A 17,983-nucleotide genomic window follows, 5' to 3' on the forward strand; every position below is an offset into this window, starting at 1 on the left:
TTTTTGTTATTGCGCTGAGTGTAACACAGCTCATTGAGTCTCTAAAACACTCAACCTAGCCACTGCTGCCAAGCGTTTGTGACTCGTTTTCGCAGGTCAACAAACTTACTTTCGTCAACATCCGCATCCAAGTTAAGCAAGTTTCGATGATGGATCTGATTGCGCATTGAGGTATAGGCATCGGTGAGAGCCAGCGCTTGTTCTTCCTCCATAACGCCTTGGTTCAGCAGTGACTCAAAAATGCGTACGTTGTCTGACCAAAACGTCAATTTTGGCTTTTCATGGCTAAAACGCAGCACTAGATATTGAGCTAAAAACTCAATATCAGTGATGCCACCAGCATCTTGTTTAAGCATAAAACGGCCACTTTTCTTTCCCCCCAAATGATCGCGCATTTTTATCCGCATCGCGACTACATCCTGCTTGAGCTTGGTTTCATCTCTTGCCAATGACAAAATCTCATGGCGGGTGCGATGGAAAGCCTGTTGCAGTGGCTCATCACCATAAATCATTCGAGCTCGAACTAAGGCTTGGTGTTCCCACGTCCACGCTTCATTGCGCTGGTATTCATCAAACGCTTCAGCGGGGCTAACTAATAAACCGGACGCTCCAGACGGGCGCAAACGAGTATCAACTTCATACAAAATACCAGAAGCGGTACGAGTAGCAAAAATGTGGATCACGCGCTGGGCTAAGCGCAAATAAAACTGACGGCCATCAATCTCTTTTGCGCCATCGGTGTAACAATCCACTGGGCAGTCATGGAGAAACACGATATCAAGATCGGAATTGTAACCCAACTCCCAGCCCCCCACTTTGCCATAGCCAACGACTGCAAACCCTTTACCATCCCTCTCTTTTAAATGAGTGGGTTGGCCGTATTTTGCACTGACTTGCTGCCAAGCTTGGTTGATCACAGCTTCAACGATGGCTTCAGCAAGGTAGGTTAAGTGATCGCTCACTTTCATCACAGGCAACGCACCGGCAATATCAGCAGCAGCAATACGCAAAATGCAGATCTGCTTAAATTGGCGCAATCCTTCCATTTGCTGCTCCATATCCTCTTCGGGAATACGAGCAAGAAAATCACGCAGTTCAGTTTTATAAGCAGACAACTCGATTGGATTATAGAGATGCTGCGGGTCGATAAGTTCATCGAGTAAAATGGGGTAACGACTAAGCTGTTCCGAAATCATCGGGCTTGCGGTACATAAACGCACCAGCTGCGTCAATGCCGCAGGGTGTTCATCTAGCAGCTCAAGGTAAGTGGTTCGAGTCACAATTTTGTACATCAAATGCAGCACACGAGGTAAGCCAAACTGCGCATCTGGGTGAATGAAAATCGCTTGGAACAGTTTTGGCATCAACCGGTTTAATACATCTCGTCCGCGTGGGCCCAGCGTTTTTTTCGCCAAATCCTCTTTAAATTGGATCAATACATGCGCCATGCCGGCAGGATCATCACAGGTAAGCTCTTGTTGAAAAATCGTTTCAAGCACATCTGGCTTGTGCGCCATATCCCACAGCTCGTGAAAATGTTTAGCAACGCAGTGGTCATCTTCTTCTTCATCATCGCCAATCAGAGTTGCAAATACTTGATGTACTTTGGTCATGTGTTGATGCGTTTCGTGAAGCAGCGTTACCCAGTCAGTGCATTGCATAGCAACAGCTAAGCGAAGTTGATCCAGTTCATTGTCTGGCAAGGTTTGCGTCTGCTTATCGGCCATCGCTTGCAATAGGTTCTCAAGGCGGCGTAAAAACAGATAAGCTTGTCGTAAATCGGCCACTTCTTGCGGTTTGAGCAGGGCAAGTTCTTCTATTGCAACCAGTGTTTCTAATAGTCCACGCTGACGTAAACTGGGTTCTCGTCCACCACGAATTAACTGAAATACTTGTGCGATGAATTCAATTTCGCGGATCCCGCCTGCGCCTAATTTGATGTTGTTATGCAGCCCTCTACGTCTCACTTCGCTGCTGATCATCGATTTCATACGGCGCAGAGATTGAATGGCGCTAAAATCGATGTAGCGGCGGAACACAAATGGTCGCAGCATTTGACGCAGCTCTTGATACTGCGGATACATTTCCCGCCCCATTACTCGAGCTTTGATCATCGCATAACGCTCCCAATCACGCCCTTGCTCTTGGTAATAATCTTCGAGCGCCGCATAGCTCATCACCAGTGGGCCACTTTCACCAAAAGGACGCAAACGCATATCAACTCGGTAGCAAAAACCGTCAAAGGTATGTTGATCCAACGCTTTAATGATTCGCTGGCCTAAACGGGTAAAAAATTGCGCATTCGCGATGCTGCGGCGAGCGCCTTGTGTTTCACCGTTTTCAGGATAAGTAAAAATGAGGTCGATATCCGATGAGAAGTTCAACTCACCGCCACCTAACTTGCCCATGCCGATGATCAGCATCGGTTGTGCTTCACCTTGGTCGTTAGTTGGCGTTCCCCACTCGAAGCAGCAAACAGCGTACTGCCACTGGTAAGTCTCAAAAATGAGTGCTTCCGCCAGTGCTGAAAGATGTGCAAGGCTCTCTTCTAATGTCCAACTGGCGGTGAAATCTCGCCAAGCGATGTACACCATTTCCCGGTTACGAAACTGACGCAAAATACGATGCCCTGACATTTCATCTTTGCACTCTTCTAGCTGTATAACGAGATCGTCTCGGTAATGCTCTAGCCTTGACTCTCCCGCCAACATTTCCGGTAATTGCATACACAACCGTTCATCGCGCAATAATGCTTCATTGATAAACTGGCTCATCCCGACCACATACAACAGCTGTTTTTTCAATGGCTCGGACCACTGTGCAATGCTCGGTTGTTGCTCTAGCAAATGTTGATAGGTGGTGTGCGCAAAAGCGTGAAGTGATGAAGGCAGTAACATGAGACATCCTTGTGAATTGAGACCAATGCAGTCGCTAGAAGGCTATTTATAGCAAACTTATATCAATAAAAAACGCCCAACAACAAGAATTGTGGGCGTTGATTGAAGGATCGAATTTCTACAGAGTTAGACTTTGAACATCGTGATTTTCCGATCTAACTCTTCAGCGTTGCTTTGCATGATCTCTGATGTTTCAAGCAACTCACCAACTACTGTTACTGAGGCTTCAACGAGCTCCCTCACATTGGTTAGATTTTGGTCCATTTCCTGAGCCACGCTAGTTTGCTGCCCAGCGGCCGTTGCGATTTGGATATTCATGTCATTGATCCGTTGCACTTGATTCACAATACCATCTAATTCAGTGCCCGCATTCGTAACCAGCTCAACTCCTTCAGCCGCTTCAACTACACTTTTTTCCATTAAATCAACGGCTGAATTGGCACTATTTTGTAATTGAGAAATCATCTCTTGGATCTCAATCGTCGCTTTTTGGGTGCGCTGCGCTAAGTTACGCACTTCATCGGCCACCACCGCAAAACCACGCCCAGCTTCACCAGCCCGAGCCGCTTCAATGGCAGCATTGAGCGCGAGTAGGTTGGTTTGCTCGGAAATACTTTGGATGGTTCCAACAACACTGCCAATCGCAACCACTCGTTCTTCAACTTGGTTGACGGCTTGCGCTGATGCCGCGATATCCTTCGATAGCTCACTCATCTTAGTGATGGTGCCTTTGACAAAACGCTGACCAGTTTCTGCTTGACCTGACGCTTGCTCGGTTAGTGCTGATGCATTTTGTGCATGCTCTGCGACCGTTTGCACCGTGGATGTCATTTCACTCATGGCGGTGGCCAATTGGTCAATTTCGTTAAACTCTTCTTGAGCCGAATCTTTGGTTTCTGACATGCTGATGGTCATGACTTCAGTAAGTGACGAAAGCTCTTGTGAGGCATCCACTTGCATCTTAATGACGTCTTGCAACTGACGGCGGGTTTTCTCAAGCTCTCGCGCAACGTCGCCGTACTCATCTTTACATTCCATATTAATCGGTGTGGAAAGATCACGACTTGCCATCAACTTAATTGAATCACTTAAATATTGTGTTTGGCGTAGCATGACTTTGGCTGCGGCGAGTAAAAGCACAACAAAAACGATGATCATGAATGCCGTTTGCCATACTACTTGAGTCAAATAAGCATCATAGTGTTGCTGAGCGATTTCGGTATTCTGAGTTGCTGCAAGCAGTGATTCGTAAAAAGTACGAGCATCCCAAAGCTGCTTTGCGATGATCAATACTGTACTAAACACCATCAGCATAACCATTTTAGGAACGAGACGAATATCGGTAATCAAACGTTCCCATGGCTTAAATGCCATTGTTGCCATTGTCAGTTCTCCACTATGTCTTATATGTTGAAATTTCGGTAAGTAAGCAAACTCAAAAACTAAAAAAGCTATTTATTTTGAGCTTCGTATGAAAAAAGATGATATCAAAGATGAGACAAATCCAATGTGTTTATTGTTGCTGATCCACTCACTCATGACATTATTTGTGATCTCAGGCTTGTTGTTCATCCCTGTCAATCATGATACCTGTTAGGTTTCTATCGACCCTGATTTTTTGAACTGTAGTCGTTTCGTTGTGCAACATGTTGGAGATTTGATCTCATCCACAAATCAATTGTAATTAATGAAACTAAATGAGCAGAGATATAAAAAAAGAGACACCGCAGTATCTCTTTTTCATTTTGGCTGTGAGCCATGTTGATTAGCGACTTTTACGCCAATAAGGCTCGGCTTCAATGCCAATTTGTCGCGTCTGCTCCATCGCATGAACAATGGAGTTTTGTTGGCGAATCAGCCATCGCTTGAGTTGTTCTTGTTCGTCTTCTTGCAACTTGTCGATCAAATTCTCTAGCGGCTTGAGCATTAATAAATCATCTATTCCTTGCAGTAAATCAGCCCAAGGGAGACGGAAGTTTTTGCGTTCTTCAATATCATAAAGGCTCGCAAAACCGATGCCAGTGTAGAGATTACGCATTAAACGATACTGCTGATCAATATACTCTTGAGGGCTTAGCTCAACTTTAGGGGGAAAAGCTTCCATTAACTCGGCCCATGTGCGATCCAACTGCTTCACCGAAAACGAACCGACGTTACGCGCCATTTTTTCTCTGGCTTTATCGTCCAAGAAGGGTTGCCATCCACGGCTCAAAATCCAACGACTGAGATCAAGCAGTAACCCAGTATACCGCGCCGAACTGAGCAGCTTTAAGTTTTCTTCCCGATTAGGTAGTGCCTCTTGCTGCTCTTTTAACTCGGCGATGATAAATTTACGAGCGTCCAGTTTACGCAGTGCGTGGCCTTTATCTTCAAGCAGATTGGTTAGGTAGTCATGAGTTTTTAACCACGATAACTCTTGCTCCAACCATTTCAATTCCTGACGTAAAATAGCGCTAGCGCGACGTGGCACAATGCCGCCATAAATGCTCAAGATCTGACGTAAAAAACTAGTGGCGTGGCTTATCTCATGTAACGCCGGAATTGAATCGCGCTCGGTGTAGATCTGTTCATGGTGATGCCAATGGGATAATGCATGCTCTAGCGAGTGAATAAAACACTCTTCCACGCTGTCAGTACTGACTGTATTGACCAAGGTTAAGGCGTGAACTTCATCACCTTGATAACCAGACGCAAGACGATAGCCTCGCGCCGCTTTACTCAAGTTACCCAGACGCATACCACCGTGCTCACAAAACTGGCGAGCTAACGTAAACAAAGCATCCGTTTGCCCCGATTTCAACTCCAGCTCCACTTCGCAGATAGGTTCTTGTTTTTCACCTGCAACGACAAAGCCTTGATCGAAAGCCACTTCAACTTGGCTGCCATCGGCCATGCCAATCAACCACTGCTCGCGTGTGAAGTTGGTCGAAAATAGAGGCATCAGTTCAGATTGTAAGGTCGTCATATCTTTACCTTGTGGCCAGATATCTTCCGGATGAAGCGTCAAGTTCGGTTCATTGCTGTTGTGCTCAGCATTGTATTCTGGTCTTTGGTGCAACCCTGCAACGACTCGACCCGCCGTTTTAACAGTTTGAACATACACATCATCAAAGCGACGAATACGAAGCCCTGTGTCGTGTTGACGCAACCAGTTGTCAGGTGTATCGAAGTAAGTGTTCCCTAACGCTCGACAACTGTGCTGAAGTACTTTGATTTCAGAGATCTTGTAACGCAAAATTTCCGAAAATTCTGGTGAAACAAAAAACTTCAGTTCTATCTCGGTTTCCATAACTAACCCTTTCAAAGCAGATAGCGAAAGAATATGGCCTAATGCACAGTGGGGCAAGTAACAAATATCACCGGAATGATGATCTAAAACAGTTTTAATGAGAGATTTAATGGGTTAACATGCGCGCCTTTATAGCCATCGCTCAACATTTCGCCATGAATGGTGTATGTTATTTTAAGGTTATATTTTTTAGGTTGAACGACCATGCCAGTAAATACAATTATGGGGTTATTTGCAAAGTCCCCTATAAAGCCTTTGCAGCGCCACGTTGTGTGTGTGAATGAATGTTGCTCTCACTTAGTCAATTTCTTTGAAGTTTGTTCAAAGGGTGACTGGGAGAAAGCAGGTGAAATTCGAGCCCAAATTTCTCATTTAGAGAAAGAAGCGGACGTACTCAAGCGTGAAATTCGTCTTAAACTACCACGCGGTTTATTTATGCCTGTCGATCGTACTGACATGCTAGAGCTGTTAACTCAGCAAGATAAACTGGCCAACCTTGCAAAAGATATTGCAGGCCGTGTCTACGGTCGTCAATTGATCATCCCAGAGCCTCTTCAAGAAAACTTCATTGCCTACGTAAAACGCTGCCTTGATGCAGCAAATCAAGCGCAAAAAGTGATCAATGAGCTCGATGAGTTATTGGAAACAGGATTTAAAGGTCGTGAAGTCACACTGGTGGCGGAAATGATCAATCAACTGGATGTGATTGAAGATGACACCGATGCGATGCAGGTTCGACTCCGCCAACAATTAATGGCTATTGAGTCGAAAATGAATCCGATCGATGTAATGTTCTTGTACAAAATTCTAGAATGGGTGGGCGGCATTGCCGATCAAGCTCAGCGCGTTGGCGCTCGTCTTGAACTAATGCTTTCTCGCTCTTAAATCAGTAAGTTAACCAAATAACGAAGAGCAAAACTTGATCCATCAGCTTAGGCGTTGATTATTTTCTCCGCTGATGGTTTTGACTCGCTTCGAGAAAATGAGTCCAGTTATGCTCCGCTTGTTATCAAAAGACTAGGTATTACGATGGATATCCTTGCGAACTACGGCACTGTCCTGATTCTTGTTGCAGCCGCTTTTGGCTTCATGATGGCGATTGGTATTGGTGCAAATGATGTTGCTAATGCAATGGGAACTTCAGTAGGCTCAAAAGCGCTAACCGTAAAACAAGCTATTATCATTGCGATGATTTTTGAATTCGCTGGTGCATATTTAGCGGGTGGTGAAGTAACCGAAACCATTCGTAACAGCGTCATCGAACCCGCACTTTTCGCTCACCAACCCGACGTTCTTGTTTATGGCATGATGTCTGCGCTTCTCGCAGCCGGAACATGGTTATTGCTGGCTTCATACATGGGTTGGCCTGTATCAACGACTCACTCTATCATCGGCGCCATTATCGGATTTGCCTGCATATCTGTCGGCCCAGAAGCGGTTGATTGGGCCTCAGTAAAAGGCATCGTAGGCAGTTGGATTGTCACTCCAGTCATTTCTGGTTTGTTCGCCTACTTAATCTTCGTCAGTGCTCAACGATTGATTTTCGATACTGAAAATCCACTGATGAATGCCAAACGCTTTGTTCCTATTTATATGTTCATCACCACTATGGTGATCGCACTGGTTACCATCAAAAAAGGCCTTAAACATATAGGCTTACACTTGAGTACCGGTGAAGCATGGTTATGTTCTGCGGCGTTATCAGGTCTTGTTATGGTCGGTGGTTACTACTATATCAAGAGAAAATTTGCTAACCGCGAAGAAGACCATGGGTTTTCCGGTGTTGAGAGCATCTTTAGCGTATTGATGGTGATCACTGCGTGTGCAATGGCTTTTGCGCATGGTTCAAATGATGTAGCTAACGCGATTGGTCCTCTGTCTGCGGTGGTTTCAACTGTTGAAAGCTTGGGTGCTGTTAGTGCTAAAAGCTCAATTGCTTGGTGGATTTTGCCACTGGGTGGTTTTGGTATTGTGGTTGGCCTAGCTACCCTTGGTCACAAAGTGATGGCGACGGTCGGTACGGGTATCACTGAACTGACGCCAAGCCGTGGCTTTGCCGCTCAATTAGCAACAGCGTCAACGGTCGTATTGGCATCAGGTACTGGCCTTCCAATCTCAACCACACAAACACTTGTTGGTGCGGTATTAGGGGTTGGTTTTGCTCGTGGAATTGCGGCATTGAATCTAGGTGTGGTGCGTAATATCGTTGCTTCATGGATTGTCACCTTGCCAGCAGGCGCTTTACTTGCGGTCATTTTCTTCTATGCCCTGCAAGCAATATTTGGCTAATACAATAAGTCAATAGATTGTAAGTGCAATGTCATTAATTGACTCAAACGCACAGAAAGGGAGGCTTAGCCTCCCTTCTTTGTTGCACCAATCAACGAAACTTCTTAATATTTGTCGAAAGCATTTTAATACCTCATTTGATAGCTAAAGGACTTATCGTGAAAAAACTGATCTGCATGGTTTTACTGACCATGTTGGCTGCGCCAACGTTTGCGCAAGACCGCTATATTGCGGACAAACTCTTTACTTATATTCATTCCGGTCCAAGTAACCAATTTCGCATTCTCGGTAGCATCGATGCAGGAGACAAAGTAAAGCTGCTTGATGTTAATAACGATACTGGTTATAGCCAGATTGCCGATGAGAAAGGCCGTACTGGTTGGGTTGAAAGCCGTTTTGTCACTCGCCAAGAAAGCATGGCGATGCGTTTGCCGAAATTGGAGAGTGAGCTGGCCGAAGTGAAAAGTAAATTGGCCAATGCAAAGCAAAATGCAGACAGTGAAAAAGCCGGATTGGCCAATTCATTAGAGGCTCGCAATCAACAAATTTCAGAGTTAGAACAAAACTACAGTGATATCAGTAAGCAGCTCACTGATTCACAAACTGAAATTCGCGAACTGCGCGCTAAGCTGGATACTCAGAAAGAGGATCTACTGCTTAAATACTTTACTTATGGGGGCGGCGTAGCGGGTATTGGTCTGTTACTTGGACTAATTTTGCCACACATTATCCCACGCCGTAAGAAACACCCTTCTGGTTGGGCATAATCTCCCTAACTGACTGGATCTATCACTTGAAAAACGGTCACCAGAGAAAGGTGGCCGTTTTTCATCCTTTCCAATCATAAAGAGCTGGGATTTCAATCAATTCACCATCGAAACGTATCAAGGTCGATTGCGGATTGATCTCGACTAATTGCACGCCATTCACCACATCATCACCTACCTTTCGCTCTACGCCATTAATTTTTACCCATCGTTTATCTGTGCGACTTGAATAAACGTGAGTCTGGAAATTCAGCGCTGGGATACGTCCTGAAAAGGTATCAAGATGTTCTGTGAGCAGAAGATGACCTTTTGATGTGTCTCCTACCAGTACGACTTGATCTTTGCCTTGAATCGCCAACTCAACTCGTTGTACCAATTCCGGGGATAATTGACTTAAGTCGAGATCATTAAGGCCAAACTCCTGATCTGCGTTTTTATCTCGCGGCTCACGAGTCGTCAACTGGGTATCATGTAAAGGAGTAAATGGCGGCGTAGAGCTTGTCTCGGTAAGTGTTTTCACTCGTGGTGTATTAGTTTGTAACTCACCAAAGTCAGGGTATTCCAGAACTTGGTAAGCCCCCTCTTGTTGCACAACTTGTGGCGCATTGTGCTTCAATTGTTCTAGCTCATCGATTCGAGCTTGGTATGAATGATAAACAAGATAACCGCAACAAAGCAGCGATGGAGCAAACAACGCGGTAAGTGATGATTTCGAGCACCATGAAGATGGCAAGGATTGATTAAACACTGCTACATGAGAAGAGTGAGGTAAGCTTTTGCTCTGGTGGCTCAGCTCTGATTGCTCTAATGCTTTAAGCACTTGCGACATTATCCTTGCTCCTTAGTAATGAGAAGGCGAGGTGCGTTGTGTTGAGTCAATAGCTCAAGCCGACTGATCGTGCGAGCCCCAGCAATACCATCGCTGTCCATTTTCTGCCAGCGCTGGAAAAACGCTACTTTGCGCTTTACCTCCCCATCAAAACGTTGATGTCCTGTGGCTTGCTCTCCAAGTAACTGAGACAATTTTTGGTCAAGCAGTTCAACATCATCTCCTTGCATGCCCTGTTTCAACGTTCGGAGTAAATCGTGCTGCCAAATGTAGTGATATTCTCCTGTCCATACGTCATTGAGCTGACTTTGGTTAATTTGCACATGCTTTCCTGCCATTAACAATTGCACCTGCTCAGTATTGATCTGGTACAGCACCGCATAAGCTTGTGTTTGCTCCGCAGCTAAAGTAAGCACCACTGGCAAATTTAACTGCTTTAATTGGTTGAAATCACCCTGCATACGCTGACATTGAAAGCGTCCTTGTGCTTGAGCATCACAAAAACTATCGGCCAAAGATGCACTGTAACCCCAAACTTTATAAAGATCGCTAATGGCCGCTTCCAATGCCTTCGAGCGTTCTAGATCTTGTTCCAATTGAGCACTGATCACCACTTGAGTGATCGGTTTAGGTAATTCAGGGGAAGGCAACGCAAAGCGCATCATGCGATCAATCCATGGCGGGCTAAACCACGCCATGAACACCGCTAACACTAAACCCACAATGAGAGGAGAGCGATACGATATTGAAGACGGTACGAGGCGAGCATGAGGCGACTGATAGACCGAGGACTGAAAATTCATGACCTCTTGAACCGCGGTACGCACTAATTCAAATGAGAGCGCTTTCACGCCCTGCTGATAGGCTAACTTGAAACTCGCATCGCACACTAAGTTAATTAAACGCGGAATACCATGGGTCTGTTCTGCTATCCATTTAATACTTTTCTGATCAAACCAATCCTTGTGACCGCCAGCTAACGCTAAACGAAAGTGGATGTACTGCTCTGTCTCTTGAACATTGAGAGGCAGCAAGTGATAACGACCGGTAATACGTTGCGCAAGTTGGCGTAATTGAGGTAATTGCAATTTTTGTTGTAACTCAGGCTGACCAATCAGTAAAACCTTAAGCAACTTACGGCTCTCCGTTTCAAGGTTAGTCAGTAGTCGCAACTGTTCCAGTACATCGGCGGCCAGATGCTGCGCCTCATCTATCACCAATAGCGTCTGTTTCCCTTGCGCGTGGTTATGCAGTAAATGATGATAAATTACTTGGCTAAGCGCTTTTAAACTCCCTGAAGGTGGGTAAGACAGCGCAAACTCATCACAAATCGCTTCAAGCAACTCGATGTTCGAAAAAGTTGGATTTAAAATAAACCCCGCCTGAGTACTATCATCGAGTGCCGCAAGCATCGCTCTTGCGATGGTTGTTTTGCCAGTCCCCACTTCGCCAGTTAATAGCGCAAAACCACCACCATCACCCAGCCCTGCTTGTAAATGTTGCATCGCTTCACGATGACGATGGCTCAAAAATAGGTAACGAGAGCTCGGTACAATTGAAAATGGCGGCTCGGTAAATCCAAAAAATTCCTTATACATTCTCTCGTCTCTATCATTTCACTGTGATGAAAAGTACCATTACTAACATCAATCGCCAATGGCGTTTCAGCATATTTAAGGTAATCCGGTGCAAGTATACTTAGTTGGGGGCGCGGTACGCGATCAGTTGCTCCATATTGATATCTATGACAAAGATTGGGTTGTAGTAGGCAGCAGCCCAGAGCAAATGCTGGCCACTGGTTTTACTCCTGTAGGAAAAGATTTTCCCGTATTTCTTCACCCGAAAACGAAACAAGAGTATGCCCTTGCTCGCACTGAGCGCAAAACTGGCGCTGGCTACACAGGCTTTGCCTGCTACTACGCACCCGATGTGACTTTGGAAGAGGATCTCGCCCGCCGCGATCTGACCATTAACGCCATCGCACAAGATAACGCAGGTAAGCTTATTGACCCCTATGGCGGCCAGCGCGATCTGCACAATCGCCTACTACGCCATGTTTCTGATGCTTTTATCGAAGATCCACTACGTGTCCTTCGCGTGGCTCGTTTTGCGGCCAAATTCGCACATTTAGGTTTTACGATTGCCGATGAAACCATGGCACTGATGAAACAAATAACGCAATCAGGTGAGTTGCAACACTTAACCGCCGAGCGCGTATGGCAAGAGTGGCAGAAATCACTGGCCACTCAGCATCCAGAAATATTTCTTTCTGTTTTATATGAATGCGGTGCACTTAAAGTGGTATTACCCGAACTGGATCGCCTGTTTGGTGTTCCTCAACCGGAAAAATGGCATCCTGAAATTGATACCGGAGTACACACCTTAATGGTTGCAGCGCAAGCGGCGAAGCTCTCTTCATCGATAGCGGTTCGTTTTGCAGCGCAAGTGCATGACTTAGGTAAAGGAGTCACACCTAAAAGCGAATGGCCCAGCCATAAAATGCACTGTCACACAGGAATTAACATCATTAAAGCATTGTGCGAGCGGGTGCGTATTCCAAATGAGTGTAAAGAGTTGGCACTGCTCGTCTGCGAGCAGCATTCCAATATTCATCGAGCGGCAGAATTAAAACCCAGCACCAAACTCAAAATACTCGATAAACTCGATGCATGGCGCAAGCCTGAGCGCTTGCTGGACGTTTTACTGTGTTGTCAGGCCGATCATGCGGGTCGATTAGGTTGCGAAGAGACCCCTTATCCGCAACGCGATATTTTTCTCAAAGCTTATCAAGCGGCACTGAGTGTCGATGTACAACAGGTGATCCGTGATGGTTTTCAAGGGAAAGCGATCAAAGAAGAGCTGGATAAACGACGGATCGCAGCGATTAGCGCGGTGTAAATCTTTCTCTTCTCAACTCGCAATTCAAAATGCGAGTTGCGATAGCAGAAAAAACAAAACGCCCTGCATTGCAGGGCGTTCTTTAAAGTAATGATGCTAAGCTGTACCCCGTGGGATTAAGCTTGGCCTTTCACTTCTTTAAGACCGTTGAAAGGAGCACGACCAGCTAGCGCTTCTTCAATACGGATTAGTTGGTTGTACTTAGCAACACGGTCAGAACGGCTCATAGAACCCGTTTTGATTTGACCTGCAGCTGTACCTACTGCTAGATCAGCGATAGTTGCATCTTCAGTTTCGCCAGAACGGTGAGAGATTACCGCTGTGTAACCTGCGTCTTTAGCCATCTTAATTGCAGCTAGAGTCTCAGTTAGAGAACCGATTTGGTTGAACTTGATAAGGATTGAGTTAACGATACCTTTCTCAATACCTTCTTTAAGGATCTTAGTGTTAGTAACGAATAGATCGTCACCCACTAGCTGAATTTTGTCGCCTAGAAGTTCAGTTTGGTGTTTGAAACCAGTCCAATCAGACTCGTCCAAACCGTCTTCGATAGAAACGATTGGGAATTGCTCAACAAGGCCCGCTAGGTAGTGGTTGAACTCTTCTGAAGTGAACGTTTTGCCTTCACCTTTCATGTTGTAGATGCCAGCGTCTTTGTCGAAGAACTCAGATGCTGCACAGTCCATCGCTAGAGTGATGTCTTTGCCTAGCACGTAGCCAGCCGCTGCAACTGCTTCTGCAATAACTTCTAGCGCTTCAGCGTTAGATTTTAGGTTAGGAGCGAAACCACCTTCGTCACCAACGGCAGTGTTGTAGCCTTTAGACTTCAGAACTTTAGCTAGGTTATGGAATACTTCTGCACCCATACGTACTGCTTCTTTAAGAGTTTTTGCGCCAACAGGTTGGATCATGAACTCTTGGATGTCTACGTTGTTATCTGCGTGCTCGCCACCGTTGATGATGTTCATCATTGGTAGAGGCATAGAGAATTGGCCAGCAGTACCGTTTAGCTCAGCAATGTGCTCGTATAGAGGCATGCCTTTCGCAGCCGCAGCCGCTTTTGCGTTCGCTAGAGAAACCGCTAGGATTGCGTTCGCACCGAAGTTAGATTTGTTTTCAGTACCATCAAGGTCGATCATCACTTGGTCGATAGCTGCTTGATCTTTAGCATCTTTACCAACTAGAGCATCAGCAATTGGGCCGTTTACAGCTGCAATCGCTTTAAGAACACCTTTACCTAGGAAACGTGATTTGTCACCGTCACGTAGCTCAAGAGCTTCGCGAGAACCAGTAGATGCACCAGATGGCGCAGCTGCCATACCTACGAAACCGCCTTCTAGGTGAACTTCAGCTTCTACTGTTGGGTTACCACGTGAGTCGATGATTTCGCGACCTAGAACTTTAACGATCTTAGACATTAATGTTTCCTCTCGTTGAATTTAAATGTCAAAACTATAAAGGGCAGCAGCACAACAATTGCAACTGCCCGTATCCTTGTTACTTCTCTGATTCACCGCGTTGGAACTCACCTGCCGCTTTAATAAAGCCTGCAAATAGTGGGTGACCATCACGAGGGGTTGACGTGAATTCTGGGTGGAACTGAGCTGCTACAAACCATGGGTGAGCAGGGTTCTCAATCACTTCAACTAGCTTCTTATCAGCAGACAGACCTGATACTTTCAAGCCAGCTTTTTCGATCTGCGGACGAAGTTTATTATTAACTTCATAACGGTGACGATGACGTTCATGAATGGTTGCACTACCGTAAAGCTCATACGCTTTGGTGCCTTTCTCTAAGTGGCATAGCTGCGAACCAAGGCGCATAGTACCACCAAGATCAGACTTTTCAGTACGCTCTTCTACGTTACCTTCGTCATCTACCCATTCGGTGATCAAGCCTACCACAGGGTATTGAGTCTCTTTGTTAAATTCTGTTGAATGCGCACCTTTCATACCCGCAACGTTACGCGCGTATTCGATCAGCGCCACTTGCATACCTAGACAAATCCCTAGGTAAGGAACTTTGTTTTCGCGGGCATATTGCGCAGCAAGAATTTTGCCTTCGATACCGCGATCACCAAAACCGCCAGGTACTAGGATTGCGTCCAAACCAGTCAGCACTTCCGCACCTTTGGTTTCAACGTCTTGAGAATCGATGTATTTGATTTTCACGCTCAAACGGTTTTTCAAACCTGCGTGTTTCAGTGCTTCGTTAACCGATTTGTAAGCATCAGGCAATTCAATGTATTTACCGACCATCCCGATCACCACTTCAGCGGTTGGGTTAGCCTCTTCGTAAATCACTTGTTCCCATTCAGAAAGATCCGCTTCCGGTGCTTTAATACCAAAACGGTTACAAACGATATCATCCAAACCTTGAGCTTTGATCAGTTGAGGGATCTTGTAGATAGAATCAACATCTTTCATCGAGATAACGGCTTTTTCAGGCACGTTACAGAACAAAGCAATTTTCTTACGTTCGTTCGCTGGGATAACGCGATCGCTACGACAAACCAAAATATCAGGCTGAATGCCGATAGAAAGCAGCTCTTTAACTGAATGTTGAGTCGGTTTGGTTTTCACTTCACCAGCAGCGGCAAGGTAAGGAACTAAAGTCAGGTGCATAAACATCGCGTGTTCACGGCCCACTTCAATCGCAAGCTGACGAATCGCTTCCATAAATGGCAATGACTCGATATCACCAACGGTTCCGCCTACTTCAACGATAGCGACATCGTGACCTTCAGAGCCAGCGATAACGCGATCTTTAATCGCATTAGTGATGTGTGGAATAACCTGAATCGTTGCACCTAGGTAGTCACCGCGGCGCTCTTTACGCAATACATCGGCATAAACACGACCAGCAGTAAAGTTATTGCGCTTGGTCATTTTGGTACGAATAAAACGTTCGTAGTGACCAAGGTCAAGGTCAGTTTCAGCGCCATCTTCCGTGACAAACACTTCACCATGTTGAGTTGGGCTCATTGTGCCTGGGTCAACGTTGATGTAAGGGTCAAGCTTCATCATAGTCACTTTAAGACCACGAGCTTCTAAAATCGCCGCAAGAGATGCTGCCGCAATACCTTTACCTAGAGAGGATACAACCCCGCCAGTAACAAAAATGTAATTTGTCGTCATGTTTAACCTGAAATTGGTTGAATGAGGGAAATGGATTTCTTCTGGACGGGATAAAAATATACCAGAAGCCCTTATTCGCTACAACGTGAAATCTATCACACTGTCATTTTTTATTTTTTGCTTCAAATCAAAGAGCACCGCTTGATATGGCTTATCACACCACTCAAATGAGTCAAATTTGTCTCAATGGGTGGGTTTTATTGTGGATTGCCAACACAGGGTATTACTTCGACTCCAAGCGCTTCACTTCATTCCACATCGCATCCAATTCTTCGAGAGAAAAATCGGTCAAGGTTTTGTGCTGACGTGCCACCAGCATTTCAATGCCTTTAAATCGACGTGAAAACTTTCGATTTGCTTTATTTAACGCCACTTCTGGATCAATTTTTAAGTGCCGAGCAAAGTTAACAGTGGCAAATAATAGATCGCCCATTTCATCCTCTACTCGAACCGGATCAGGGTTGATTTGCAACGCCTCTTCCATGACTTCTTCGATCTCTTCTTGGACTTTATCAACCACTGGGCCGATAGAATCCCAATCAAAGCCATATTGGGCACACTTTTTTTGAATCTTTGTAGCACGTAAAAGAGACGGAAAAGCGTGTGGTATTGAGTCTAGAATACTTTGATCTTTTTTTCCTGCTTGTACCTTTTCTTTGGCTTTTTCAGCTTCCCAATTGGCGTTGATTTGCGCTTCATCCTCAAACTTAGCACCCGCAAAAACATGAGGATGGCGGCGCGTAAGTTTTTCATTCACCGTTTCAACAACTTGCGAGAAATCAAACAACCCTTGCTCTTTCGCCATTTGACTATAAAAAATAACTTGAAATAGCAAGTCACCTAATTCTTCTTTGAGATTAGGCCAATCTTGGTTGTGGATCGCTTCCACCACTTCATAGGTCTCTTCGATTGTGTAAGGAACAACCGTGTCAAAAGTTTGCTTGATATCCCAAGGACAACCTGTTTTTGGGTCACGCAACTGTGCCATGATCTGTTCCAGTTGTTCGATTGGGTGGCTCATTTATCCGCTCCTTACATCAATATTTAAAATAAAAAAGCGAGCAGTCATTGCCACTCGCCTTTGAAAACCCAAGGCGCTTGCGTCGCGATTTAATTGCGATTCACGCCAATAAGAGTGTTACTGTGATATGAAATTTAGCCTAGGCGTTTCACCAACATCACATCTTTGATCTGCTCTACTCGCATTGATACTCGTGACAACGCTTCGATGTTGCTCACTTCAAGATCAAAATCCATGATGATCAACTGTCTTTTGTAGTCGCTACGACTTTTCATGCTGATGACTTTCACTTTCTCATTCGCAAGCAGGGTGGTGATGTCTTTGAGTAACCCACCTCGCTCCATCGCTTCAACGCGCAAAGTCAAAATATAGGTTCCAACAAACCCACGCCCCCAAACGGTATCAATGATGCGTTCAGGTGCGTGATGGCTCAGCTCTTCTAGCTGTTCACAGTCACTGCGATGGACTGAAATACCACGCCCTTGAGTAATGTAACCTTTGATCTCATCACCCGGGATAGGTTGGCAACAGCGCGCTAGGTGTGTCATGAGGTTATCTACCCCTTCCACTACAACGGCATCCTTGTGCGCTCGATGTGGCTGAGCTGGACGAGTTTGCGCATCTTGCAATTTTTGCAGTGCTTGTTGATCTTCTTGCTCAGCGGTCGGCTTATTCACCAAAGCATTGATGTGATTGACGATTTGGTTGATTCGCAAATCACCACTGCCAATGCCGACGTACAGCTCGTCAGGCGTATTGACGTTAAAACGTTTGAGCGCGTATTTATCGGCATCTTTTAATGTGGCACCGATTTTGGCCAATTCTGATTCGAGGATCTCTCGTCCGGCTTCAAGG

13 protein-coding genes are annotated in these 17,983 nt (G+C 45.5%); 4 read left to right on the plus strand and 9 right to left on the minus strand.

The annotated features are described in order from the left end of the window. Positions 1–50: 50 nt before the first annotated feature. From glnE to AACQ21_RS13345, 3 genes are all read right to left on the minus strand, one after another. Positions 51–2,897, minus strand: coding sequence for a bifunctional [glutamate--ammonia ligase]-adenylyl-L-tyrosine phosphorylase/[glutamate--ammonia-ligase] adenylyltransferase (gene glnE, locus AACQ21_RS13335; protein ID WP_105976914.1), 2,847 nt, complete (start codon positions 2,895–2,897; stop codon positions 51–53). A 126-nt stretch (positions 2,898–3,023) separates the two neighbouring features. Next, entirely contained in the window at positions 3,024–4,280 is a 1,257-nt protein-coding gene (locus AACQ21_RS13340) for a methyl-accepting chemotaxis protein (protein ID WP_013856051.1), read from the minus strand. A gap of 382 nt (positions 4,281–4,662) precedes the next feature. Then, on the minus strand, positions 4,663–6,186 hold the full coding sequence (locus AACQ21_RS13345; protein WP_105976916.1) for a CYTH and CHAD domain-containing protein: 1,524 nt from the start codon (positions 6,184–6,186) through the stop codon (positions 4,663–4,665). Between the two features lie 204 nt (positions 6,187–6,390). On the opposite strand from AACQ21_RS13345, the gene AACQ21_RS13350 reads away from it, so the two are divergent. The 3 genes from AACQ21_RS13350 (at position 6,391) to AACQ21_RS13360 (ending at position 9,242) form a co-directional block, all read left to right on the plus strand. After that, positions 6,391–7,071, plus strand: a complete 681-nt coding sequence (locus tag AACQ21_RS13350; protein ID WP_013856047.1) for a TIGR00153 family protein — start codon at positions 6,391–6,393, stop codon at positions 7,069–7,071. A 144-nt stretch (positions 7,072–7,215) separates the two neighbouring features. Next, entirely contained in the window at positions 7,216–8,475 is a 1,260-nt protein-coding gene (locus AACQ21_RS13355; RefSeq protein WP_026027278.1) for an inorganic phosphate transporter, read from the plus strand. Between the two features lie 158 nt (positions 8,476–8,633). Beyond that, positions 8,634–9,242: a TIGR04211 family SH3 domain-containing protein gene (locus AACQ21_RS13360; protein ID WP_026029138.1), complete on the plus strand. Its 609-nt coding sequence runs from the start codon at positions 8,634–8,636 to the stop codon at positions 9,240–9,242. A gap of 61 nt (positions 9,243–9,303) precedes the next feature. Here AACQ21_RS13360 and AACQ21_RS13365 read toward each other — a convergent pair whose 3' ends face one another. Then, positions 9,304–10,071: a general secretion pathway protein GspB gene (locus AACQ21_RS13365; protein WP_105976917.1), complete on the minus strand. Its 768-nt coding sequence runs from the start codon at positions 10,069–10,071 to the stop codon at positions 9,304–9,306. Next, positions 10,071–11,669: an ExeA family protein gene (locus AACQ21_RS13370; RefSeq protein WP_105976918.1), complete on the minus strand. Its 1,599-nt coding sequence runs from the start codon at positions 11,667–11,669 to the stop codon at positions 10,071–10,073. The genes AACQ21_RS13365 and AACQ21_RS13370 overlap by 1 nt, the downstream gene beginning before the upstream one ends. Before the next feature lie 88 nt (positions 11,670–11,757). Here AACQ21_RS13370 and AACQ21_RS13375 point away from each other — a divergent pair, with 88 nt between their 5' ends. After that, positions 11,758–12,969, plus strand: a complete 1,212-nt coding sequence (locus AACQ21_RS13375; RefSeq protein WP_105976919.1) for a multifunctional CCA addition/repair protein — start codon at positions 11,758–11,760, stop codon at positions 12,967–12,969. A gap of 116 nt (positions 12,970–13,085) precedes the next feature. Here the strand turns inward: AACQ21_RS13375 and eno are convergent, their stop codons facing one another. The 4 genes from eno to AACQ21_RS13395 all read right to left on the minus strand — a co-directional run. Then, positions 13,086–14,387, minus strand: a complete 1,302-nt coding sequence (gene eno / locus AACQ21_RS13380; RefSeq protein ID WP_013856041.1) for a phosphopyruvate hydratase — start codon at positions 14,385–14,387, stop codon at positions 13,086–13,088. 79 nt (positions 14,388–14,466) lie between these two features. After that, positions 14,467–16,107: a CTP synthase gene (locus AACQ21_RS13385; protein WP_013856040.1), complete on the minus strand. Its 1,641-nt coding sequence runs from the start codon at positions 16,105–16,107 to the stop codon at positions 14,467–14,469. Positions 16,108–16,330: 223 nt separating this feature from the next. Continuing rightward, on the minus strand, positions 16,331–17,128 hold the full coding sequence (gene mazG, locus AACQ21_RS13390; protein WP_017046491.1) for a nucleoside triphosphate pyrophosphohydrolase: 798 nt from the start codon (positions 17,126–17,128) through the stop codon (positions 16,331–16,333). A 134-nt stretch (positions 17,129–17,262) separates the two neighbouring features. Next, a partial coding sequence (locus AACQ21_RS13395; RefSeq protein WP_258174211.1) for an ACT domain-containing protein occupies positions 17,263–17,983 on the minus strand: 721 nt, incomplete at its 5' end.

It is taken from the genome of Vibrio sp. V01_P9A10T6, from assembly GCF_963877065.1.
GTDB classification, from domain to species: Bacteria; Pseudomonadota; Gammaproteobacteria; order Enterobacterales; family Vibrionaceae; genus Vibrio; species Vibrio anguillarum.